General features: G+C 44.5%; 19 protein-coding genes. 14 read left to right on the plus strand and 5 right to left on the minus strand.

Going from position 1 to position 24,828, the window contains the following annotated elements; translation table 11 throughout:
- Positions 1-2: 2 nt before the first annotated feature.
- The 10 genes from D8S85_RS01030 to D8S85_RS01075 all read left to right on the plus strand — a co-directional run bounded on the left by D8S85_RS01030 (position 3) and on the right by D8S85_RS01075 (position 14,842).
- Positions 3-1,562, plus strand: coding sequence for a RagB/SusD family nutrient uptake outer membrane protein (locus tag D8S85_RS01030; protein WP_127074711.1), 1,560 nt, complete (start codon positions 3-5; stop codon positions 1,560-1,562).
- 23 nt (positions 1,563-1,585) lie between these two features.
- Positions 1,586-2,539 carry a hypothetical protein gene (locus D8S85_RS01035; protein ID WP_106624413.1) on the plus strand — a complete coding sequence of 318 codons (954 nt, stop codon included), beginning with the start codon at positions 1,586-1,588 and terminating at the stop codon, positions 2,537-2,539.
- Between the two features lie 154 nt (positions 2,540-2,693).
- Positions 2,694-4,784 carry a thioredoxin family protein gene (locus D8S85_RS01040; RefSeq protein ID WP_106624414.1) on the plus strand — a complete coding sequence of 697 codons (2,091 nt, stop codon included), beginning with the start codon at positions 2,694-2,696 and terminating at the stop codon, positions 4,782-4,784.
- Positions 4,785-5,087: 303 nt separating this feature from the next.
- Positions 5,088-7,187: a KamA family radical SAM protein gene (locus tag D8S85_RS01045; RefSeq protein WP_127074712.1), complete on the plus strand. Its 2,100-nt coding sequence runs from the start codon at positions 5,088-5,090 to the stop codon at positions 7,185-7,187.
- Between the two features lie 73 nt (positions 7,188-7,260).
- Positions 7,261-7,773, plus strand: a complete 513-nt coding sequence (locus tag D8S85_RS01050) for a hypothetical protein (RefSeq protein ID WP_106624416.1) — start codon at positions 7,261-7,263, stop codon at positions 7,771-7,773.
- Between the two features lie 4 nt (positions 7,774-7,777).
- Positions 7,778-8,557, plus strand: a complete 780-nt coding sequence (locus tag D8S85_RS01055; RefSeq protein WP_106624417.1) for a DUF4384 domain-containing protein — start codon at positions 7,778-7,780, stop codon at positions 8,555-8,557.
- Positions 8,558-8,568: 11 nt separating this feature from the next.
- Positions 8,569-10,278 (plus strand): caspase family protein, encoded by a 1,710-nt coding sequence (locus D8S85_RS01060; RefSeq protein WP_106624418.1) that lies wholly within the window; start codon positions 8,569-8,571, stop codon positions 10,276-10,278.
- 3 nt (positions 10,279-10,281) lie between these two features.
- Positions 10,282-11,121 (plus strand): hypothetical protein, encoded by an 840-nt coding sequence (locus D8S85_RS01065; protein WP_106624419.1) that lies wholly within the window; start codon positions 10,282-10,284, stop codon positions 11,119-11,121.
- Positions 11,122-11,126: 5 nt separating this feature from the next.
- Positions 11,127-12,989 (plus strand): Kelch repeat-containing protein, encoded by a 1,863-nt coding sequence (locus D8S85_RS01070; protein ID WP_127074713.1) that lies wholly within the window; start codon positions 11,127-11,129, stop codon positions 12,987-12,989.
- 11 nt (positions 12,990-13,000) lie between these two features.
- Positions 13,001-14,842 (plus strand): Kelch repeat-containing protein, encoded by a 1,842-nt coding sequence (locus D8S85_RS01075; RefSeq protein ID WP_106624421.1) that lies wholly within the window; start codon positions 13,001-13,003, stop codon positions 14,840-14,842.
- Here the strand turns inward: D8S85_RS01075 and D8S85_RS01080 are convergent.
- The 5 genes from D8S85_RS01080 to D8S85_RS01100 form a co-directional block, all read right to left on the minus strand.
- Positions 14,828-16,210, minus strand: coding sequence for a hypothetical protein (locus D8S85_RS01080; RefSeq protein WP_106624422.1), 1,383 nt, complete (start codon positions 16,208-16,210; stop codon positions 14,828-14,830). The two genes, D8S85_RS01075 and D8S85_RS01080, sit on opposite strands and share 15 nt — an antisense overlap.
- Positions 16,211-16,222: 12 nt before the next feature.
- Positions 16,223-16,891, minus strand: a complete 669-nt coding sequence (locus D8S85_RS01085; protein ID WP_106624423.1) for a hypothetical protein — start codon at positions 16,889-16,891, stop codon at positions 16,223-16,225.
- A 12-nt stretch (positions 16,892-16,903) separates the two neighbouring features.
- Positions 16,904-17,545 (minus strand): DUF6266 family protein, encoded by a 642-nt coding sequence (locus tag D8S85_RS01090; RefSeq protein ID WP_106624424.1) that lies wholly within the window; start codon positions 17,543-17,545, stop codon positions 16,904-16,906.
- A gap of 357 nt (positions 17,546-17,902) precedes the next feature.
- The gene (locus D8S85_RS01095) at positions 17,903-18,292 is read right to left on the minus strand and encodes an anti-sigma factor family protein (protein WP_127074714.1); all 390 of its coding nucleotides are present in this window, start codon (positions 18,290-18,292) and stop codon (positions 17,903-17,905) included.
- A gap of 4 nt (positions 18,293-18,296) precedes the next feature.
- Positions 18,297-19,361 carry an RNA polymerase sigma factor gene (locus tag D8S85_RS01100; protein ID WP_106624426.1) on the minus strand — a complete coding sequence of 355 codons (1,065 nt, stop codon included), beginning with the start codon at positions 19,359-19,361 and terminating at the stop codon, positions 18,297-18,299.
- A gap of 142 nt (positions 19,362-19,503) precedes the next feature.
- Here D8S85_RS01100 and D8S85_RS01105 point away from each other — a divergent pair, with 142 nt between their 5' ends.
- The 4 genes from D8S85_RS01105 (at position 19,504) to D8S85_RS01120 (ending at position 24,819) form a co-directional block, all read left to right on the plus strand.
- Positions 19,504-19,818 (plus strand): hypothetical protein, encoded by a 315-nt coding sequence (locus D8S85_RS01105; protein ID WP_106624427.1) that lies wholly within the window; start codon positions 19,504-19,506, stop codon positions 19,816-19,818.
- Positions 19,819-19,847: 29 nt separating this feature from the next.
- Positions 19,848-22,490: a hypothetical protein gene (locus tag D8S85_RS01110; protein ID WP_127074715.1), complete on the plus strand. Its 2,643-nt coding sequence runs from the start codon at positions 19,848-19,850 to the stop codon at positions 22,488-22,490.
- Positions 22,491-22,542: 52 nt separating this feature from the next.
- Positions 22,543-23,415 carry a hypothetical protein gene (locus D8S85_RS01115; RefSeq protein WP_127074716.1) on the plus strand — a complete coding sequence of 291 codons (873 nt, stop codon included), beginning with the start codon at positions 22,543-22,545 and terminating at the stop codon, positions 23,413-23,415.
- Positions 23,416-23,562: 147 nt separating this feature from the next.
- Positions 23,563-24,819, plus strand: a complete 1,257-nt coding sequence (locus D8S85_RS01120; protein WP_106624430.1) for a DUF6175 family protein — start codon at positions 23,563-23,565, stop codon at positions 24,817-24,819.
- Positions 24,820-24,828: the final 9 nt, after the last annotated feature.

Consider the following 24,828-nt stretch of genomic DNA (forward strand, 5'->3'; position numbering starts at 1 on the left):
AGATGAAAAAGTTAATATACACGATGGTATTATGTGTGGGAAGCTTGATACTTGCTTCTTGCGGAGATTTTTTGGAGGAGTATTCAAATGACAAAGTATATGCCTCTTCCTGCGAAGATTTAAATGAAGTACTGATAGGAAATGGGTACTTGAAAAATGATGTTAATAATCAAGTTATAATTATTAACTCTTCCGGGGCTCACTATTGGCCGTATCTTCATCTGATGGATGACGATGCGGAGGAATATTTAACCGGTAAGACCGACTTAAATGCTTACCAAGCTAGTGTAGCTGCTATGCGGAATTTTTATATTTGGGCAAAGGAACCATGGAAAAAAATCAATGGTGATGATCTTTACGATTGGGACTGGAAGCGCCTTTACCAATGTATCAGTTATTTGAACGTGATTAACGCTTACGTGGACGAGTTCCCGAATGATCCGGAAGAGGATCAACGTCGGGTGCGGGGAGAAGCACAATTCTTGAGAGCTTTTTGTTATTATATGCTTGTGAATCTTTATGCGGCACCTTACGTGAAGGAAACTGCCGACGAAGATTTGGGGGTACCCTTGAAAATAACCGAGTATATCGAAGACAAATATTATAGTCGGGATGCGATCGGGGTGGTGTACAAGCAGATCGTGAAAGATTTGAAGGATGCCTGCGAGAATTTGAAAGGTATAACGCAACCGACTATTTATCGGGTCAACGAAAAGGCTGCCCATACCTTGTTGAGTCGGGTGTATCTCTACATGGGCGAATGGGAATTGGCTTTGGCCGAATGCGAGAAGATCATCGAGTTGGGGTGCCCGTTGACTGATTTGAATGGGGCGAACATATCGGCAGAAGGAGGACCTTATTTTTACACGAAAACTACCCCGGAAATGTTTTTTACTCAAGGCTCGACTTCTTGGTACCCCTTGTTTGAGAATCAAGCTTCGGCTGTAGCACAACGTTATCGGGTTTCGGATGAGCTGATCGGATTGTACAGCAAGTATGAAGAAGCAGAAGATTTACGGCTGAATGCATTTATGGCAAGTTCAAAAATCGATAACGGATTGTATTGCGTGAGAAAAGGAGCCGTCGGAGGTTACGTGGAAATATTCGATGCTTGTATTATTCGCGGTGCCGAAGTTTATTTGAATAAAGCAGAAGCGGAAGCCATGTTGGATAAAAGCGAGGCAATCAACACGCTGAAAACATTCATGAAACACCGTTACACGAGAGATAAATTACCTGCCATTGATCATCTGCAAGGGGAAGAACTCGTGAAATTTATACGGGAAGAGCGTCGCCGGGAGTTGTGCTTTGAAGGGCACCGTTGGTTCGATTTGCGTCGTTATGCTGTATCGCCCAAATACCCGGAAAAGAGATCGATTTCTCATAGAATATATTCCCCTTCCGCGATGTCAAGGGAGCAAGGTATTTATGACGGAACGTATATCTTGAAGCCTTACGGGGAGGATAATGCATGGATGTTGCCGATACCGGATTACGAGATCGAATTTGACCAAGGTGCCATGGTGGATAACCCGGTTCGGGAAGATAGAAAGAAAGAATAGTTTACAGGTAAAATGATAGAAATATGAAATTATATATATTGTACGGAATTGTTGCATGTGCGTTGTTTTTCACGGGGTGTAGCAAAGATGAGGATAACGATGTGCATGGGACGGAAAATATCACGGATTGGTTTGAAGTGAAAGATAAGCCGGGAGAGTTGAACCAAGCATTGTATCGCATATATAAGGATTATGGATTGACAATTTTCGTTAATGATACCTTAGGACAGGAGGAACGAGGGGTTGATGCTTATGGAGAACCGATTATCTATACAGAGTTATTTGATCCGGGGTATTATGTTTTTGGAACTTATACGGATTTTGATAGTATCAGATTATCGGTGAACGAGGAAGATATGCTTAAAGCGCTGGAAGTTATAGAAGAAAGGGTGATTCCTTACTTGCCGAAAAGTGGGCAGTACCGTCCTCATTCATTACTTTTGGTGCAGGCTGTTTATATGCATGCCAATGTACCCAAAGGATGGTTTGGGGAACGTCCTTTGCCTTTTACTCATTCCGTTTATTTCCGGAGCTTGAAAGGCGTGATGTGCGGAGACCTATCATCTCTTCAAAATATGGATGATGAGGAGTTGTCCATGTGGGCGGGACGTATTATCACGTCAAAAACGCTCGAAATGTATACTGAGAAATACCAGACAGAGGTGGATGAATTTTATGCTATAACCGACGAAGATAAAAAGTCCGGTACGTATTATGACCAAAATTGTGCTTCATCCTCCACGGAGGCTCAAAATCCATGTGAAAACCTTGGATTTTTGAAATGGAGATGCGAAGATAACGAGTATAAAGTAACGTTATCTAAAACAGAAGATCTCCATGAGTTTATCTCGGCAGTGTATGCTTACCAGGGAAAGGAAAGTATATTCACCGCGAAATACGGAGAGTATAGCAAAATTCTCCGCAAATTCGAGATAATGAAAAAATTGGTCGAGAAATTTGAAGAGAGTCTGAATTAAAAACAAAGAGGAGACCATCTAACAAGTCTATTTTTTAACGGCTACCTCCCCTAACTTCCCTTTACTCGGGAGGGGAAATCACTTGCTAATCAACTCTCCCCCTGTGTAAGGGGGAGTTGGAGGGGGTAGTTTTAATTGAAATGTATGTAACTGTATGAAAAAAAGTATTATATGTATAGTATGTGTCATACTATGTATGAACGTTTTTGCCCAAACGGGAGTATATTTTGAAAATTTGTCTTTTGAAAAAGCGTTGGCGAAAGCAAAAGCCGAGAAAAAATGGGTCTTCATCGATTGTTATACGTCGTGGTGCGGTCCTTGCAAGACGATGCTTAATAACGTGTTTCCGGTCAAGGAAGTCGGGGATATATTGAATACCCGTTGCGTTAATATCAAATTTGATATGGAAGTTGGGGAGGGAAAAATATTGGCGGAAAAATACGGGGTGAAATCTTTCCCTACGTTTTTGATTTTTAATCCGGACGGAAGCTTACAATATAGAGCTCTCGGAGGGGCGCAGGTAGAGGATTTTTTAGTGAAAATACAGCGTTGGTTAGATCCAAAATCTTCGTTGACGAATTTGGAAAAACGTTATGCGGCAGGGAAGCTAAAACCTTCTCAGCAGATAGCTTATCTTTTGGCGTTGAAGGATAATTTCAAAAAGGAAGAGATAGAGAAATTATACGCGGAGTGGGCTGGAAAGTGGAAAGAAAAAGATAAATTATCCCGCAATTATTGGTATCTGCAAAGTGACGTAAAATACTCGGATGAAGAGTTCCAATTTCTCATACGCCATGTAGACACGTATGTGAAGTTGATAGGAGAAAAAAGAGTGTATCATTTTTTGTTCTATAAATTTTTGGCCGTGACGAGTCAAATGGTAGGGAGGTATGTTGAGAAAAATCCGGAAGTAAGAAAAAAGTATAGAAGTGAACTTTTCGAGTTGAAAAAGGATGTTGAATCACTCCCTGGATTGGCAGATTCTTTAAGATTACACCGGGATATTTGTTTAGCATTGGGCGGATTGGATGAAAATATGGGAGAGGTACTTCAATTTTTGAGAGAGAATGAATTTGGAGATGATATGCATAGCACGTATTTTCGCTCTATGGGAGTTCGAATGGTTCTGAACAATGGGACGGAAAAGGAAAAAGAACAATTGCTTTCTTTGAAAGACCGTATCGGTGGAAAAGGAGAATTTGATCCCGCATCGAATTTATTGGACGAATTGGAAAAAGAGTTTGCCCAGGTGCGGTTTCGCGATATGCCATTCGAACAGGCCTTGCAACAAGCAAAAGCGGAGAACAAGTTGATCTTTGTGGATTGCTACACGACGTGGTGTGGTCCGTGTAAATTTATGGCTGCAAACGTGTTGACGGAAAAATCCGTCGGAGATATACTCAACCCTGTTTGTCTGTGCGTCAAGTACGATATGGATAAAAAAGAATTAAAAACGGCCTTGGCAAAATATGGCGTGAGAGCTTTCCCGACTTTTCTGATCATACGTCCGGACGGGAGTTTGCAACACAAAATAGTTGGGTCAAGTGAAACGGAGGATTTTATCGTAAAATTGAAACAAGGGCTTTCCGAAAAAACTTGTTTGTCATATTTGCAAAATCAGTATAATGCAGGAAAGTGCAACAAGGAGCAAATGTTGGATTATTGGTTGGCGGTAGGTGATTCGTTCGATAAAAACTTGGCAAAAAAAGTGGGATTAGAATTATACAACATGCTAACCGACGAGGAACGGGTGCAAGCGCAATACTGGCCATTGCTCTCCTCGAAGGACCAATGCGAGTATCATGATTTTATCTTGAAGCATATCGATGTTTTGAAAAGGAATGTGGGGAATGAGGTGGAAAAATTTATGCTGAAAGAGTACACGAGTATGATGCAACATTTCTTTTACTCGTACAAGTGTGGACAATTGAAAGACGAGAAGCAGGCAAGAAATATGTTGAAAAAAGTTCGTCAAGAAGTGATAACGTGTAATTTCACAAAACCGAACAATCTGTTATTACAAATGGATTGGGCCGAGAAAATGTTGGATAAAAAGGTGGTGGATATCGAGAAATATTTGAAAAATGTTACTACCGTGGAGGAGAATGATTTATCTTTCTTATCAGCTTTATATTCTGTGATGAGTAAATATGGTAGCAAAGCGGCGTTAGAGCGTTTGCAGGATTTTAAAGCCAAGAAAGATAAAGCTGTAGAGGATTACACGCGCAAATATTTTTCTTTTTAATATAGGAAAAGGTCAACATCTTAAGGAAGCTTTCTCGTGGAGAAAGAATACACGTTAAGAGACAGCAAGATCAGCTCATTCATTAAGGAAGTCGTGTTGAAATGTAAAATTTTGACACGACTCTTTTTTTCGAATACCTTCTGGCGTTTTTTGTTTATTAGTTGCGAACTTTCTCTTTTTTCCTTATATTTGTAAACATCAGATATTTATTTCCTATATAAATATTCTAAAACCTGACTTCCGGGGACTTGTTTGGGCGATATCCGTTTGTCGTATTTGTTTAATCTAAGATAAAGAGAAAGTGTGAAGGAGAAAGATGTATTGAGTTTTTCGTGTATAGAATTGGTGGCGTTATTTGAGCGGGAGTTCCCGAGTATCGTGCAAGGTGCAAACCTTAGTAAGGATTGGAAAGAATTTGAACAATTTTTGAGGGGGTACGTGCGCCTTGCTTTGGCAAAGCATTCTACTTCTTCGTCTATAAAACGATTTTTCAAGATGTTCATGAACGAGGCCCGGCATATTCGGGATTTTTCCACGGGGCAGAAAATTCGTTACGAACCGATCAAATGGTTGTGGCAAGCTTTACGGGGAGAGGGGGATGGCATACATCCGGACTTTTTGTTGGATTGGTATTATCTATTCAAGAAATACCGGACAGACGAAGTCGTTTTGCCCGATCGGGCGCGATGTGACCAATGGCGGGAACGCTGGAAAACCGGGATGGATGAAGATGTTGCCCGGGAGCGTTGGGAAAACCGGGAGAGAATATGCGGTTTGTTAATCGGGAAAATAGAGAAGCGGGGTAAATTGAATACCCGTTATCGTTTCGAGGGGGAGATGAGCCCGGAAAGAAAACGGGAGTTAGTGGGTGAATGGTGGGGGGACTACAAGTTTCATTTGGCTCTGGCCGTTCGGGATCCGGATGAGTTGAACCTGTTCATGGGTAACACGTTATCGCCGGAATTGATGGAACTTTTGCACCGGGCGAAACAGAAAGGAATCCCGTTCTTCGTGACCCCGTATTATCTTTCCTTGTTAAGCATTCGGACGGATGGGTACGATGACTCCACGATCCGCGGTTACGTGATCTATTCCGAAGAGCTGGTGGAAAATTTCGGGCAGATTCGGGCGTGGGAGAAAGAGGACGTGGTGGAGCCGGGAAAACCGAATGCCGCCGGTTGGTTGTTGCCCAATGCCACGAATATTCATCGTCGCTACCCGGAGGTGGCCATTTTTATCCCGGATTCGATGGGACGGGCCTGTGGCGGGTTGTGTGCTTTATGCCAGCGCATGTACGACTTTCAGAAAGGACACTTGAATTTTAACTTGGATCGGCTGAAACCGACGGACGGGTGGGAAGTCAAGATGGAACGCCTGATGATGTATTACGAGCATGATTCTCAATTGCGGGATATTTTGATCACGGGAGGCGATGCCCTGATGAGTCAGAACCAGACGTTGGAGAAAATCTTGGATGCCGTTTTCCGTATGGCCGTGCGCAAGCGGGAATTGAACAAGCGGCGAGGAAAAGGGAAAAAATACGCCGAGATACAACGGGTGAGATTGGGGTCGAGATTATTGGCTTATCTGCCGAATCGTGTAAATGACGGGTTGATCGAGGTGTTGAAAAGATTCCGGGAGAAGGCGGAACAGGTCGGGATTCAACAATTTTTCATACAAACTCATTTCGAGTCGCCTTTGGAGGTGACGGAAGAGGCGATTCATGCTGCCCGACGCCTGCTGGAGGCTGGGTGGATGATCACCAATCAGGCCGTGTTCACCGTGGCAGCTTCGCGACGGGGGCATACGGCGAGGTTGAGAGAGGTGTTGAATCGAATCGGTATTTTGACGTATTACACGTTTTCCGTGAAGGGATTCGAGGAAAATTATGCCTTGTTTGCCCCGAATAGTCGTTCGGTACAAGAGATGTCGGAGGAAAAAGCGGGTGGGGATTTATCCATGGAGTTGGAAAAGGAGGTCTTGGAATTGCTCGAATACCCGGAAAGGATTCCCGCCGAATTACCGCTTTTATTGGATAAATTTCGGCAACCGTTTTTAGCCACGGATAGAAACGTGATGAACTTGCCGGGAATCGGGAAGAGCATGACGTACCAGACGGTGGGAATGACCAAGGAGGGAAAACGTATTTTACATTTTTCTCTGGATGTGGGACGACGACATAGCCCCCAAGTGGATCACGAGGGGAGTATTTATATCGTGGAAAGCAAGTCGATAGCGGCTTATTTGCGCCAATTGCAAGCGTTGGGGGAACGGGTGGAGGATTACAGTTCGTTGTGGGATTATGCTGAAGGGCGCACGGAATCCCGCTTTGCCCTTTTTGAATACCCGGAGCCGAGAATTGAAATCACGGGGGATTTCACGAATCTGGGGATAGATTCTTAATTTGTTTACTTGTAAAATGTGAAAATTCTGAAATAATTACTAGATTTGTGGAATTATTAAGGTCTTGGTTGCTATGAATAAAAACCTTATAACTTTACTTGGTATTTATTGTATATTTTTATTTGGTGGTTGTGCGGTACGTGTCCCTTCAGAAAATGAAGAACAACATACGATAGATCGGTTATGTCGTGATTACGTTAGGAATAAATATCAGGTATTACCGGGAATGTCTGAAATGCGGGAACAGATCGCAATGTTGAGACGGTGGGAACGGGATACTTCGTGTATATTAATTCCTGTGACAGCTAAAGGAAATAGTTATAACATCGCTAAGCTCCAGGCGGAAAATCAAGCGAAAATAGAATTGACGGGGCGTTTGGCTTCTCGGGTTGCTACTTTATCGAAAGTCAATACCGAGATTGTGAATGAAGGAGAATACGGGGAAAGATTAGAGCATCAAACTACCGTAGAGAGTAAAATTGTCGGTTCATCTTCTCTGAAAAATCTTGTTTATATCATGGAACTATTCCGTGTGTTAAAAAGTGGGGAAACGGAAGTTGTATTGGTTTTGGGATATAAACAATAATATTATGCGGCAATTTATATTCGTGTTTACTTTTTTATTGTTCTGTCACATCGGGGGATATACTCAGGTAAAGGTTCGGGAGGCCACAGGTCGATGGGAAGTGACAAAGGATATTTCCTTGGCAGAAGCGGAAGAAAAGGCCTTGTTTGAGGCTAAGCGGGATGCCCTACGACAGGCGGGAGTCGAGGATGAAATAGCCTATTCCTTTTTGGCAATACAGGGAGTAGATACCTCGTTTTATAAACAGGTGTACAATTACATCGGGCGTGGAGAGATTCAAGGAATCGTGCAGGTAAGCCAGAAAACCGTGAGAAAGATATACGAAGAAGCTACGGATCGTCTCTTCGTGGAGGTGCGAATCCGGGCTAAAGTAAAAAAGACCCAGCAACGGGATCCCGGATTTAAAATAGAATTGGAGGGATTACATAACACTTATCGGCAGGGGGAGATACTCTCGTTTTCTTGTCGGGTGTTTAAAGATTGTTATTTGAAGATATTTGTGTTTGACCCGTCGTGTGGCTTTCGGGTATACCCGAATCGCTATGAAGATGACCGTTGTTTTCGGAGTGGCGATGTGTTCCATTTCCCCAGTGAATGTGATGTGGAATACGTGTTGACAAAAAACGGGCGGGATAATTGGGAGAATAACGTGATGCTTATTGTGGCAACGCGGGAGAAAATTCCTTATACTGGGAAGGCGGATTACGAGTCTGTTCTGGAATGGTTGTTCGAAATACCTTTACGGGATCGTGTTGAAGTGTGGCATAATTTTGTAATCGAGTAATGTGTTGATATATGAGGTATGTGGTCATTCTTTTGTGGATATGTTTATTACCCGCTCTACTTTTCGGACAGCGTGTCGTTTCCGGAAAGTCGGAAGGGAAAAGGGTGAAGATAGAACCCGTGTACGAATTTTCGAAACCTTCAAGGTTATCGGTATCCATGCGTTTGCAGGATCGAAATGAGGATGGATTGATCGAGGCTGCAGAGCCGGTGAAGCTGTACGTGTATTTTCAGAATAGTGGGGAAGGAAGTGCTTTCGGGATTAAGGTTGAAAGATTAGATACCTCTAGGAACACGTTGATTTGTCGGGAGAATATCTACCTCTCGGAGTTGAAAGCCGGGGCGGAACGAATGCTTGTCATCCCACTTCTTGCCAGTGAAGATTTGCGTACGGGAATCGACTCGTTGCGATTTTCCGTATCGGAGTATTTCGGGGTACAACCGGATACCAGCGTTGTGTATTTTAATTCGGTCGAGCGTTTAGAGCCGGATCTCGTTTGCATGGGTGTTGAGGTGTTGAATGATGCCGGAATACTGCGGGCTGGTGAGACGGCAGATGTAAAGGTCGTGTTGCGCAACTTGGGTAGAAGTTTGGAAGGGTGTAACTATCGAGTCTCGTCAACAGATGCGAATGTTTTGATAAAATATACCTCGGAACAGGGGAAAGATCGGTTGCCCATCGGAGAATCGGTTAGTTTGCAATTTCAAATTACCTCCGACCGTCAGTTGGGTGTTGTCAAGGATTTGCCTGTTTTCGTGGCTGTTTATAGTAACGATGTTATGATCCGGAGATTGAGAATACCTTTAGGGATCAACGAACCTCCAGTGCGTTATGCCGTGTTTCCGTCGCATCCGACTTTGGAAAACGTGTTGCGGATGAAGACTCTTCAAGATAGGGGGATGCCCAAGAGTGAGGATATCCTTCGGATTCCCCGGGGAAAGACACCGAACGAGGAGGCTATAGCCATCGTGATTGGGGTAGAAAACTATCGCTATCTTCCGATTGCTCCCTATGCCTGTAAGGATGCGATGCTCATGACTAAGTATCTGCAATACACTTTTGGCGTAAATCGTGTGTTGACTTTTTATGACAGTGAAGTGCGGGGTGATTTCTTCGAAAAATTATTCGATCCGGTAAACGGTAAGTTGAGCAAAATGGTAAAAAAAGGAAAGACGGATGTTTATGTTTATTATTCCGGCCATGGCGTACCCGAAAAGAATGGAGAGGAGGCTTATCTTTTCCCCGTAGACGGAAAAATTATGAATGCCTCTTCTTGTGGCTACGGGTTGAGTCGCTTTTACCGGGACCTCGATAGCTTGAAGGCCCGTAACGTGGTGGTCTTTCTGGATGCCTGCTTCATGGGTGATACGAAATATTCAAGAAGCTATGTTTCGCGGAATATTTCGGGAACCAAAGGGGTGGTTGTCAGACGGATAGGACAAGCCCCGTGGCACACGAACCGGAATTTCTTTGTGTTCACATCCTCGCGCAATGACCAGTCTTCCCTAGCCTTTGATCAGTCCGGTACGGGACTATTTACTTATTATTTGGCATTGGGGTTGAAGGGAGCTGCCGATGCGGATGGAGACGGAAAAATCACGACCGGGGAATTGTCCGATTACATCTCTTCCCGTGTGGAGGAAGTCTCCCGAAAGATTCGGGGGGAACAGACTCCCCAATTGTTTGGACGTCCGGATAAAGTATTAATCGAGTACAATTAGTATATGAGGAAAGTCGTTATTATATTTTTTTGTTTGTTAGCTTGTATCTCGCTTCATGCCCAAGAGGTGCAGGATGTGACGTTCAAGAGAGTCGGTAATACGATCGAGATTTGCTATCGGTTACAACATTTACCTCCCCGGCAATACACTTGGATTGAGATATATTATAGTCTTGATGACGGGAAAAATTGGCAAGGCCCTCTCAAAAGGATTGCGGGTGATGTGGGAAGAGTTGAATACGGGGGCAAAAAACGGGTTGAGTGGGACGTGTTCAGTGAGCTGGAAAAAATCAATGGCATTTTGGCTTTTGAAGTACGAGCCTCTGTTGAAGAAAAGGAGGAGCGTGGAGAGAACATCCTGTTGTACAGTTTATCGGAAACAGCTCCTTTGGGGCTTATGTTTGCCCGGGTTTGTCGTTGGGGATGGTTCGTGCGTTTAAAAACAGATGTGCGTTCCTGTAGAGGTTCCGATTACGAGTGTAACCGCAGCGGGATAATAAACCGGGATCTCAGGGAGACGTATTACCGGGTGGAGGACGAAGAGCGAAAATCCCGTTTCGGAGTCTCCGGTGGAATCGTTTACCGGCTTTCGCATAGTTTTTATTTCTTTGTTGGTGGAGGTTACGGGCAACGCCGGGTGCAATGGCGGGCTTCGCTTTATAAGTACGTGGATGATAGTAAAATGCGGGATTTATGGCTACAATGTGAACCGGATTCTTTTTCCGGAGTGGAACTCGATGGAGGGGGGATATTCCGCTATCGCCGTTTGTGCCTGTCAGCTGGGATGTCGGGTATTAATGGTAAATTTTGGGAGTTATCCGGTGGGTTAGGGATTATCTTTTAATGGCTATGAAAAAAAAGATTGCTATATTGTTGTGGCTCTTGGGTATATTGACGGCTTGTGTGCGGGAGACCGGTATCCCGGTTGGAGAGAATTCTTTTGCTGAAGAAGCCTATCGTCCCGAGATTGCACTTTCTGCAGTTGACTCGATAACTTGTTATGGGGCAACCGTTCGGGTGAATTTAAAATCTGCTGGAGGGCGGAAGGTGGTGGGAGGAATTTGTTATTATAGTTTGGATTCCTTGGTACGACTCGAATATAGAGACTCCATACCTATGATATTGCAAGGAGATTCGGTGTATATAGCCAAATTGGCGGGATTGATACCGGGAGAGGACTATTATTGTCGTATTTCGGTGAAAAATGAGGAATGGGAGTCTTGTTTGGAGAAGTTCGTGTTTACCACAAAAGATAATGCAAATTCAGAGATTAAATTTTATACAGGGGCGAAATTTCAGGCTTATGATTATGTTGATTTTTATGCGCAAGTAAATGGTAGTTTTGATTCTATCGGCTTTGTTTATGGAAAAGATCCTTATTTGCGAAGAAATTCTTCCTATTCGGAGGAAATAGAGAAATTTCAAGAAAATCATCAGTATGGAATCTACATCACGGATTATGAATTGGATACCACTTATTATTGTCGTTTTTTTGTCTTTAAAGGAAAAGAATTATATTATAGTTCAGTGCTTAGTGCCAAAACGGCAAAGATGGTTCTGGCGGAAATCAGTACATCTCCCGTTACGAATGTTTCTTCATCCTCGGCAAAGACCGGTTTCATGCTATTGGGTAGGAGTTCTTCGAAGATAAAACGTTTGGGCTTTTGTCTCGGGACCTCGTTACATCCGACGGTAGAACGAGGAGAGGAAAGCGATCGGGTGATTGAGGAAAGCATTATGGATTACAATCAAATTGAATTGACCGGTTTACTTCCCCGAACGACTTATTATCTTCGAGCGTTTGTGGAAAATGCTAGTGGAATTGCGTATGCAGAGGAGTATTCCTTTACAACAAAAACTCCCGGGGAAAAAGTCAATGAACCTTGGAAGAAAGTAACGGGATTGCCAGAACGAGTTTCGGAGAATGCAATATTGGTGCGAGCCGGCGAAAACCTTTTTTTAGCGGATTCCTGGCAAAATTTGTGGAAATACAATTTATCCACGCTCTCTTGGAAAAAATGTGCGGATTTACCAGGACTTAAGCATGAACGATTGGCATTGACTTCCGTGGATAGTGTCCTTTATTGTAATTATAATTCCCAAGAGAATAATTATGGTTTGGCCTGTTATAATATTGCAAGGGACGAATGGAGCTCATTAATTGATTCGTTGAATTCCTGTGATTTTCGTGGAGGGGTGTTGTGTGACGGGACAATATATTACATACTGAGATCGAGGTCTGGTTTGATAGCGTATGATGTGCAGCAAGAAAAATATGAGATATTGGGGTCGAGTCACGTGTTCCCGTGGCCTTATTACATATTTTCGGTAGATTCTAGTATTTATGTGGGACGAGGTAGTGGCATACTTCAATATTCTCTTTCGAGTGGGGTTTGGAGATCACGTACGGATGCGCCTTATGCGGGAAGTCTTCCCTATCTTTTTCAGAAAGACGGTTATTTGTATCGTTGTGGAGGTATGTTTGCTTATCAAACAAGTGCGCAAGGATATTTGCCGATTTTATTGCGTTATGATGCGGTCAGAGATAGCTGGCAGCGTAAGGCAGATTGTCCTGTAGAAAGTGTAGGTTTTATTAATATGTTTTCCGGTGGCGATGCGATAATAGACGATGGCTATGTGGTGTGTGAGGGATGTATTTGGCAATATTTCCCGGAAGAAGATATAGATTGTCAATTAATAACGGTTGATTAATTGGAGATAATATGAAGGTGTTGTTTTTTTCGATTTGTCTGTTTTTCGTTTTGGAAGCTTGCGTGCGGGAAAGTAATTCTCCGTTGGGAAGTGGTTCCTATTCACCTCAGGCAGGAGTTCCTGTTTCGGAAATAGAAATGGATACCTGTTTACCTAATGATGTGTATCTCCGGGTATGTTTAAAGTCGACAGGAGAACGGAAAATAGTGAAAGCTTTGTTTGTTTACAGCATGGATAGCCTTTTAAGAGAAGAGTATCGAGATACAATCGTGTTGACCTTGGCAAACGATACAACCTATGGAGTAAGGTTGTTTAATTTAATTCCTGACTTGTCTTATTATTGCCAAGCGATCGTGCAAAATGCGGAATTTACCGGTGTTTCTCCGGAGTTTGTATTCAATACTCCTTCATCTGATGGGAGTGTACGAATGCTATCATTTATTTCAGCCCAGACGTATCAACACATTTTTATGCATGAATACACGGAAGGAGAGCCTGATTCCGTGGGACTTGTTTGGGGAACTGATCCTTACGTTAGATTAAACGGTCACTATCCTTCGATTTGTGCGATTCGTTCGAAAAATAATCTTAGTACTTATCTATATGATTTTGAGTATGGTCAGACCTATTATTGTCGTTCTTTTGCGAAAAAAGAAGGAAAGGTATATTATAGTGAGGTGAAAAGTGTCCAAACGAAGGTTGCCGGTGTTGGGAAAATTTCAACTTCTCCGGTTTGCGAGGTTTCCGATCGTTCGGCCAGGACGGGGTATATGATTCGGGAGAAGAGTGCCACGAATATTAAGCGAATGGGAATATGTTGGGGTGATTCCCCTCGGGTGCGTTTGGATAGTCTTGGGGAAACGGGAAGTTTTGTAACGGGTAAAATCACGGAATATCAACAGATATATTTGCACGATCTACGACCTTCGACCACCTATTATGCCCGTGCTTTTATCGAGAATGCTGGAGGTATTGCTTATGGGGAAACCTATAAGTTTAAGACCCGGCCATCAGGTCAGTTGGGAAAACAGCCTTGGAAAAAGATTGTTTCCTTGCCCGATCGGGTGGTGGAGGTTGGAACATTAGCTGCTTGTAACGGGAGTTTATTCCTGTTCGGGAGTCAGGCTTTATGGGAATACAATCTTGATTCCGGAGAATGGTTACGTCGTGAAGAGATACTGGGGCAGGTGTTCTTTCCTTTGATTGTCACCGCGGGGAATTGTTTTTATTGTTCACAAAGGACTGTCGGCTACTCGGAATTGTGGAAATATGATGTTGAAAAGCATACTTGGGAGAAATTATTGAATGTTTTGGCAGAAGATGAAGTTTATTCCGGAGTGTTTTATGAGGGGTATATCTATTATAAATCAAGAGGTTCAGCCTTACGAAGATTTGACGTGAGTGATAACACGATTATTCCTTTCGGTTATAATCAGTTGTTTAACGGGGGACAATATTTGTTTATTATAGATAATGTGTTGTACGTGGGGAGTGGATCCAATTTTGCCCGTTTCCCTTTTCGTTCTTATGCTTGGGATAGGTTACCTGATTTTCCTATTGAAAGTTTTATGTGGACGCCTTTCGTTACAGAAATTGATAGTCGATTTTATTTATTTGGAGGTATGTATCCTTATGAGTCATTTGATTTACAGGGGGTACCACTTACTTTTTATTATGAACCGGAAATGAATAAATGGATTCGTGTTGCTGATTGCCCTATAGAAGAGGGGGGTGTAGTGGATGTCAGATCTGATGGATATTCCGTGGTAGAAGGAGGATATGTCCTTTGTGGGCGGCATATTTGGCAATATTTTCCGGAAGAGGACGTGGACTGCGAACTAGTAGCAGAATAATTCCCTGGTTTTTTCCATACTGGGTATTTGTTTTCCCGGTTGGGCTCCGATGTACGAGGGTTCGCAGATCATGTATTTTTTATCGTGATGTATCACGCATTTTTCCATTCCCCGACAGGGAAGGTCTACCGCTGCGGCAACGTGTTCGGGATAAACGACCAGAATTGCTTTCAGCCCTGTCAGGCGATTGACGAGATGGCGGAACAGGATGGCACTGTCTTCGCAATCTAGGTATGGATAGTATAGGGATTCTTCTGCGAAAAAATAGCGTTCCCGTCCCCATACGATGGAATCCGATTGATGTTTGAAACAGGTGTGCATGAAACGTAATATTTCATAGGTGTGGGTATACTCGGAAGAGTCTTTACGCAACATTTCCCGTAAGGGGGCCAGCAAGGCTGTGTCTATGGGGGCGGAAGCGTACACGCGGAGGTCGCAAGCGGGATAAGTCGCGTAAAAGTCGATGAGATGTTCGTTTACCGGGAGAATGATTTTTTTCTTGTTGAATATAAATTCTTTACGGTTAAACTTGTTTTGTCCTAATTTCAGCGGGGCGTGTAGGAATAGATCCGGGGTCTGCGTGGCAAATTTGATTTCCCGGGAATATGTTTTCAGCTTATTTACTGCAAATTCTTTCTTTTCCGGGATGTAATAGGGAATATCGTTAATGAGAATGTGATAGAAACTGTAGACTTTTGTGTTAAAGGGGAGTAATAACACGAGTTCTCGATTATTGATAATTCCCATTCGGCATTTATATCCCCGATGGTTCATGAGAAAACATTGCATGATGATGCGTATATCGGGCGAAACGGATTGCTGACGGGTTATGTGGCAGATTAATTGATAATATCCCCACGTGTTTAAGTTCAAGTGGGATGATAGCAACAAACATTCAGCCAAGCAGGTTGAAAAATCCGAGTTCCCTAAGGCGAGCCAAATCTGCCCGACGGATTTTTCTGATATTTCTGAGGTTTCTGTTGGTATATTCTCGGGAAGATGGATATCGATTTCTATGCCAAAAAAATTTTTCTCGTCTGTTTCAGGGGAGTATATTTTTGAGGTGGTTTGGTTGCGGGAGAAGAGAACTTGGTTGTAGCGAACGGGAGTGGTGGGAGGGATGATGGGAAACGTTTCCCAGGATTGTTCCAAAAACTTGGCAAATTCCCGGTTTACACTATCCCTGAAATTCGAAAATTCTTTCGCAATGCTATCTCTAAAGATATGAAAATTAAGGTGAAACGTGGAGTCAGTGTTTTGTATTTCGTGTAAAATGTTATCCACAAATTGTTCGAATTCTTCCTCTTGTGCCCGAGAAACCATGGACATTAATAACAAAACTATCACCGTAAGTATTTTTACTCTCATTTCCCTTGTTGTTTAGATATTTTCCGTATCAAAGACCGAGGTATCCGTCTTTTCTGTTTCAATAAGCCCCAGCGTACCCGACGCGTCCTGCCCGTTCTCACTGACAGCGAAGCCGTACACGACCAGTTGGCTCATGTCCCAGTCCGCGGGAGGGGTCCATGTCTTTTCCCCGCTTTCTCCCCGGGAGCCTAGTTTTACAAGACGACTTCTTTCTTCTTTCCGCTCGTATACCGCACCCACCAACTGATCGCTCTTTGCCATGAACGGCATCAGCGGTTGTTTTTTCCACCGGAACGCGACCAAGCGTTTTTCCGCGTTCACTTCCGCCTCCATCAGGGGAAGCCGCAAGTTACCGTCGGATAGCGAGAGGGTCAGCAAATCCAGGGTGGGATGATCCCAGTCCTCCGCGTTCACCTTGCCGATGTTGTCCCGGGTGAAGCAGTTGGTACATGTTTTGCCGGACGAGGTGCAGTAGCCTGTTTTTAGAATCGCGATAAAATTGCGGCGCAATCTCGTGATCAGTCTTAACCGGGCGCGTTGCTGCAGCTGTTTCGGGGTTTTCGCGTCTTTCATGAATCTCGTTTTTGCCCGGGCAATCTGGGTTTTGCCTATCTTGTAGGAAGTTACGTTTCCCACTGAACCGGAGATATCCTTGTATATGCTTGGATTGAAAATAGCCATGATAAATTGGTATTAAAGTTTTGAAACGGTGAAATACATGCACGGGGAAAACCGTTTTCTGTTCTCCGCGCTGAAAAAGCAGTATAAATGGGCAGTTTCCCATTCTCCTTCCGGCAAAAGAACGGAGGCCTGGCCGTTTTGCCGGCAAAAAACGTTCGTTTCCAGCACCTCGGGTTGGTAGGGTTCGGTGTTGAAGATGGCGGCAACGAGTAGCCGGTCAGAGGGTTGAGCCGTGACGGTTGACGAGTTGTCGAGCCACGCCAGTTCCAACTCCTCGGGGGTACACCTCGTGGCTTTCGTGCCGAAGGGTAATTGCAGGCTGCCGGTGGATATGACCAACCGGGGGTAATCGATGTAATCGTCCTGGCCGAACATGTTCATGTTGGCGTGTAGAAAACCGTGGTAGCCGGACCTCCGTTCTTCTTCTTTCGCCGCGATGGCGTGGACTTTTTCGAGGAGGCTTCCCCGGATGGCCCTGTACATGGTTTGCGCGGCGGTAAGCTTGACTCGTTGTGCCGTTTGTTTTTCGGTGCGTGGGTTACTAATGCTTACGGCAAGCTTGCGCAGGTAAGTTTTGTTACCCACGGTGTAAGCCACGTGCCCGTCGATTTTTCCGGAGGCACCTTGGAGAGAGGAATTGTTTACTGTTGCCATTTGTGTTTTTTTAAAGGTGGTATTAAAGCACTGTTAATTGAATGCGTAGCTACTTAGCAGCGTTTAAATATGAATCAAAGGTATATCTATTTATTTGTTATTACAAATTAAATCCTATATTTTTTAATTATTTTAGGAGCGGAATGGGAGGAGAATGGGAGCGGAATGGGAGCGGCTCGCTTTTTGATGGCAATAAATTAGCATTTTGATCGCTTTTTCAGCTAGTAAATCGGAATGAATATTGATCGTTTGTTGCTGTACGTGCCGATAGTAGGATTCGACAACAGGTTGTCCGGCCGGCAATCCCGTTTTTCGCTTGGGGAGTGGGTGGAAAAATCAGGTGCGGGAGGTGAAGGTTTACTTCACGGTTTCTCTCGTGATGTTAAGCGTGTCCGGAGTTTTGAGCGTGTCCGCGTGGTGAAAAATGTCGGGTGATGCGGGTGGAAAGACTTCTTCTTCCGTGGAGTGGAATTGCCACCAATAGATGCCGTAGCTCCCGGAGAAAAAGAGAACGATGGAGACGAGTATTTTCACGAAGTGGCGTTTCTTGCATTCTCTCTTCGCGAGTGAATGGGGGCGGTTCGCGGATAACGCGGCGGCAAGATTTCGCATTTCTTGCAGTTTCCGACAACAGGCAGGGCAGGAAATAAGGTGCTCCTGGAAAAGGGTTTCTTCTTCCGGGGACATTTTGTTCATCAGGTAGCGTCCAACTTGGGCGGTCGTGTATGTACATTCTTTTTCTTGCATGGGTCTATAGTTTAGAGATGATTTTTTCGATGTGGGAACATAACGGGGCTTTTACCCGACAAATGTCTTGCCGAAATTTATCCGTTTTCCTTTTCAATTCTTTCGGGGCGAGGTTGCCGTATTTCTGGATGGCGATCTCCTCGTAGGAGAGGCCTTTCACGAAATGGAGTATGAATATTTCTATTTTGTCTTCTATTCCCCGGAACAGTTCTTTCTGCAAGGGGTTGTCCGGGTCTTGCAGGATGTTTAATATTTTTTCTTTTTCTACCAGCCACTCCTCGGTTTCGGGGTTTTTCTGATCGAGCAAGGTGATTAGTTGGTTTTCTTCTTTTAACACGAGTGTTTTCCGTTGGCGATAGGATTCCATGAATTTGTTTTTGATGATCCCGATGGCGTAATTTCTGATGGACAACGGTTGTTCGGGGGCGGCCAGCCGGTTTTTTTTGATGGCCTCGATGAACGCGATGTATGTTTCATGGTGAATGTCTTCCCGCTCGGGCAGGTCTTGTCGTATCAGTTTTTTGAGCCATTTCGAGATACCCGTGCAGAATACGGGGTGCGCGTTCTTGACGTGTTCCAGTATTTCGGTGCTGGAGAGGGGAAATATGGTGTCCGTGATTTGCTGGCAGTAGTAGTATAGTTCTTCCGGGGTGTTTAGCCGGAGATCGGTTGTAAAGTAGTAATGATAGTATTTGAGAAACAGGTCGCGGGGTAGCAGGTAGGCGAGCGAGTCTTTGAACGCGGCGATGTAAGTGTTGACTTCGGCGGGCGACTCCTTCCAGTATTTGGTTTCTACCATGTTTTGTGCTTTGCTGTAAATGTTTTCGATGAAAAGCGGGACATTTATGTTGGATTGCACGAAAGCGGGGAATTGTCGTTCCGCGTAGTAGGTGTTCAGAAGTTGGTGTTTCCACGCGCTGAATGTCGTCATCGGGAGGTCTTGACTTAGTTCTAAAAGAAACGAGATTTCTTTTTCGAAGTCTTGTATGAAGCCGAGCGAAGTGAGATTATAGTTTTCGTTGTCTTTCATCAAGAACTCACGAATGATGCATTCTTTGTCTTGTATCATGTATTAGCAACCGTATATAATTTTGGGCAAATGTAGTTAAAATGGATGAATGCGGACGGTTAGCGATAATTATTTTTTGAAAAAAATGGCTGGTTCGTGTCACGTTTAGGTTTTTGTGACACTATTATATAAAACGATATACATGGAAAGTATATTACTGGATATAAATGATGACGACGAGATGGCCAAGTTGTTGGCGGTGGTTCTCTATGACGAGGAGAGTAGTTTGCGGGGGTATTTGCAGATAACGGACCATGAGCTGGTGACGGCTATTGTCGCGCATTACGCCCGGGGGGTGTCGTTCAAGGAGATTGTTTTGAAGGGTGAGCCGGAGTTGAAGGGGGTGGTTTTGAAGAAGCGGGTCGCGTTGCTCGAAGCCCGGGCTATCGTTGAGATGAGGCGTTTGAAGATGGAATTGAGGGGTGTGTTGGGGGAGTTGTTGGAGAAGCGCGAATGAGCGGGAGATGTAATCGTGATTGAAAATAGATGGATGATGATAAAGTAGGAAAGATGAAAATGAAAGGGTATTTTGTTTTGTTGGTGGTCTTGTTTACAGGTGGGTGTTTGTACGGGCAGGATTACGAGGCGTGGTTGAAGAGGGAGAGGGCCGAGAGGGAGAAGTTCGCGAAGGAGGAGAAGGCCGGTTTGCAGAAACTCCAAAAGGAGTATGATGCTTTCGTGGAAGCTCGCGACAAGGAGTTTTCGGAGTTTTTGAAGCAGAGGTGGAAGGAGTACGAGATGTTTGCCGGGAAGAAGCGGGATGCCGGGGTGCCGAAGCCGAAAGTGTCTCCCGTGGCATCGGCGAAGCAGGACGTGAAAACAGTTTTATTGCGTGTCGAGAATCCGGACGAGGGGCGTTTGGTTGTCCGGGACGCCAGTCCGGTTCTTCGCACGAAAAAAAGCGGTTCGAAGCAGGTGCGGGAGTTGCAGGTCTGTTATGTTTTTTACGGGAATAAGGTCGTGTTGCCTGTTGACGAGGCCTTGAAATTGGAGTGTGAAAAGGTGAACGAGGAGTATTTCGCTTCTTACTGGTTGCGGGCAAGCCAGTCGAATTATGACGAGTTGCTCGACTGCTTGTTCGCGTACAAGAGTGCATTGGGGTTGAATGACTGGGGATATTACATGTTGGTAAGGGCGTTTGCCGATCATTTTTTGAAGGGAGATAATTCCAGACATTTGTTGTGCTGGTTTTTGATGAATAAGTCCGGTTACATGGCAAGCTTGGGATTCGGGGAGGGAAAGGTGTCGATTTTACTTCCGGCACGGCAAGCGATATACGGGCGGTCGTATATTTCGCGGGGTGGACTTCATTATTATATCATGGCGGATTTGAAGCGGTTGGCAACGTACGAGAAGAATTTTGCCGGGAGTAACCGGTTGTTGGATTTGGGGTTCGAGACGGCGTTGAATTTTTCAGTCGATCGTGTACAGGCGAGATCGGTTGTTTTCGATGGCCGGGAGGTGAAATTATTGTATAACGCGCATGTGGTTGATTTTTATGGGGATTATCCCTCTACGGAATTGAGTGTTTATTTTAACACGCCTTTTTCCAACGTGGCGAAAGAGAGTTTATCCGAAAGTTTGTATGCCGGGTTGCAGGGGTGTGATTCGAAAACACGCGTGAGCAAGTTGTTGTCGTTTTTGCACGAGTCGTTCCCTTACATGACGGATGAAGAGCAATTCGGTCAAGAGAAGTATTTTTTCCCGGAGGAGGTGTTGTTTTACCCGTATAGTGATTGCGAGGATCGCGCGGCGTTTTTTTCCTCGTTGGTGACGTTGGTGGCGGGATTGCCCTGCGTGGGATTGAGTTACCCGGGACACGTCGCGGCGGCGGTGAAAATGGACAGCGTGAATGTCGGAAATTATCTTTTGCTTGACGGGGAGCGTTATTTGTCATGCGATCCCACGTATATCGGGGCATCGATCGGGATGTCGATGCCGCGTTACGCGAATCAGTCGGCCGTGGTTATCAAGCAGGAGGAGGGGTGTGGCATATCCAGGGAGCGGGAGGATCGTGTGTTGGCAAGGGTGAAGGAGGCCGGGGGAAATGTGTTGAATGTCAGCACGGGGTTGGTGAAAGGTAAAGACGGGGAGGTTTACGTGACCGGGGTTTTCGATGATGTTTTTCGTGCCGGGCGTGAGGTGTTGAAAAATACCTCGAAGGGGAACCGGGTTTTCTTGGCGAAACTGGACAAGTCGGATCGGTTCGCGTGGGCGTTGGCATTGGACGGTAGCGGTGAAAATGATTTGCCCCGCCATCTGGCAAGGCATGACGAGGATGTGGTTCTTTCCGGTTCTTTTCAAGGGACGGCACGCGTTGGGGGACGGGTTTTGCAGGCGGAAGAGGGACAAGGTATGTTTGTGGTAAACGTGGGCAGGAGCGGTAACGTGAAATGGACTTCGACCGTGGCGGTTCCTCGTGAATTGGTTGACGAGGGGTATTCTTACATGATGAAATTTAATGATCGGGGAGAGGTGTTGGATAGCCAGTTTCGCCCGATGATGCCGGAGGCGCGAGGAGAGGAGATCAGCGTGGTGCGCGATAACAAGTGGATGATTAGCGGGATGTACACGCCTGTTCGCCCGTTGGTGCAGGAGAATCGGATCGAGGCAAAGCACGAGCGCGGCGTGTTGGAGATGGCTGATCGGTTGAAGGCGATCAACGATGTTCTGGTGCAGGAGAATGTTCATTCGACGATTGCCGGCTTGCTGGCTGTTGTTTCGTTGATGAGTGACGGGAGCGAGATCATCCGGGGTGAAGAGTTCATACGGGCCCTGGATCGATATAATTCTTCGTTCAAGAGTAAGTGTCCTAATATTTATAAAAATATCAAGCGCGTTGATTTCGTGAAGGGTGAGCATGGATTCGTGGATATAAAGACCACGGACGGGAAATCGATCACGATCGATAAAATGCGATTGAATAACGGAAGTAGGATTCGGTTTTCCGAGTTGCCGGAGGGGCACGTGTTGGTTGAGGTCGTGGATGGCATGTCGGTGGGAAAGGCGTTTATCTGGTTTAAATTGAATAGCGTGAAGTTGCATCGGGATACAGGGGATTTGGTTTTCGATTATGATCGGGATCACACGTTGAAGACGTTTAATTTGGGGAGAGATATATTACAATAGAACATGAAATGGTTATTTTAATTTAAAATTTGGAAGAGATGAAAAAATCGTAATGTTAGCCATGTGTATGTGCGCGTACCTTGGTTTGTTTGCTCAAGAAGGATCGGGTAAGGATGTTATTTTAGTTGATTATTTCACGTATACGGAAAGTATTGGTGATTCTTATCCGACGACTTTGCGGCATGCTGTCATTGGGGGCTTGCAGGCAACCGGGCGTTTGGTGATTATTGATGCTGATGCAGAGTCCGGTTTGAAGTTGGAGAAGGATCGACGTAATTCGGAAGAGGCGATGGGGGATGCGACGGCTCGTCGGAGCGAGATGAAAAAGTTGGGGGCTAATTACATGTTGAAGATTCATGTGACGCAAATGGATGCTTCCCAGGAAAAGAAGGATGACGGTTCCACGTGGTATAGCGGTTTGATTAATTTCACGTTGACTTTGGTAAACGTGGAGGATGGTACGGTGAAAGTGAGCAAGCCTTTTAATTATGCAGGTTTGAACGCAAAATACGGGGACACGAAGGAGGCCGCTATTACAGCTACCATCGATTACGTGAAGATATCCATGAAAAAATTCGTGAATGATAATTTTGATTTGAAAGCAAGTATTGTTGCTATCGAGAATGTGGATAAGAAGAAAGGTGCTGTATCTCTCTATATTGATTGCGGTGAATCTATGGGGGTGAAAAAAGGTCACACGTTTATCGTGAGGGTTGAGAAACAGGTGGCGGGAAAAACGCTTTACACGGAAATCGGCAGGGTTAAAGTTGATGAAGTTCAAGGGGATGACATGTCTTTGTGTAAAGTAACCAAAGGTGGGGTGGAGATTCAAAAAGCGGATCAAGATAAGAAAAAAATGGTTGTAACTTATAAACCATCTGTTCTTGATGGGGTTGGATCTTCTATTAAGGAGGGGCTTAAGTGATACTATTTTAATACTCGTCAGTCGATTTTTGTTTTTCAAAGGGAAAGGATGTGTTTATTCACGAGTTGTCCCTTTGGGAAGCAGAAATCTTGAATTATGTACGAGTGAAATTTTGTTGGTAGGTAAAAACGGTAAATCGCGTTTCAGATGAAAAAGTGGTATTTGTCATTATTGTTCTTGTTTGTGTTTTATGGCATGAAAGGACAATCTTATTCGGGAGATGTGGAATTTTTGAGTAATATTCAGGGGGTGATTGTCGTGCGTGCGACCGGAATTCACGAGAAGAAGAAGGAGGCTTCGGAGATGGCTATCAAGTCGGCTTTTTATGCTTATTTTTTCTCGGGTATATCGGGATTGAATAACGGGCTTCCGTTAATAGGAGAGGGTGGACAAGAGAAGTTTAAAGATTATTTCAGCCGTTTTTTTGAAGGGGGAAGGTATTTTAATTTTGTTCGTAAGGAGGAGTTGATGGAAGAGCCGGAGAGGTTGCGTTCGAAAGCTTATAAAGCAGTTGTCCGGTTGACATTCTCGAATGATGCTTTGTTGCGGGATATGGAGATGAATCAGGTCGTGTTGACCCGGACGGATGTAGTGCCGAAAACGATAGAATTACCGTCGATTATGGTGGTTCCTTATCGGAAAGGAAATGAAACTTTTGCCGATTTGTTACAAGGTGATTCGGATCGTCGGGTGGCCGTATCCGTGATCCAAAAGAGTTTTATTAACAAGGGGGTAAATACGAATGATTTCGAAGCTAAGTACCGGAGTATTGAGCGTAGAGCTCTGCATCAGGCAGACTCTCGAACTTCTCCTGACGCGGAATTGTTGAAAAATTCAGGTTCGGATGTTTACGTGGAAGTTGATCTTATTAAAGATATTACGGCGGAAGGTGCTCGCGTTACGATGAATTTAAAGGCATACGAGACTTCTTCGGGAGCAACCTTGGCCTCTGAAACCTATATATCCAATCGTTTTAAGACGAACGCGACGGATAAGTTGTGTTATTACGCGATTCAGGATGTGGAAGATAGTTTTTTAAAGCAGGTCGTAGCCGCTTTGGCGGAAAAGGAGAGCAAAGGGAATGCCGTGGTGTTGGATTTTTCTTTGTCCGGGACGGCTGAGATAGATTTTGATACAGAAGTGGGAGATATGGGTTTCCCGTTGAGTGACGTGTTACGGATGTGGGTAAAGAAAAATGCTAAAGGTGGTAGTTATCATATACAGGGAGCCACGGCCGAGAGTGTGATTTTTGATAGGGTGCAAGTACCTAACCGTTCGGATCGTGAGGAAGTAATGGATGCAAATGATTTTGCTTTGAGTCTTTTTCTCTATTTAAAGAAGCAAAATGTGAATTGCGAGAAAAAAGTTGAAGGGAATACGATATATATCAAGATTATTAAATAAAATGAAATT

This window comes from Butyricimonas faecalis (assembly GCF_003991565.1).
Taxonomy (GTDB): domain Bacteria; phylum Bacteroidota; class Bacteroidia; order Bacteroidales; family Marinifilaceae; genus Butyricimonas; species Butyricimonas faecalis.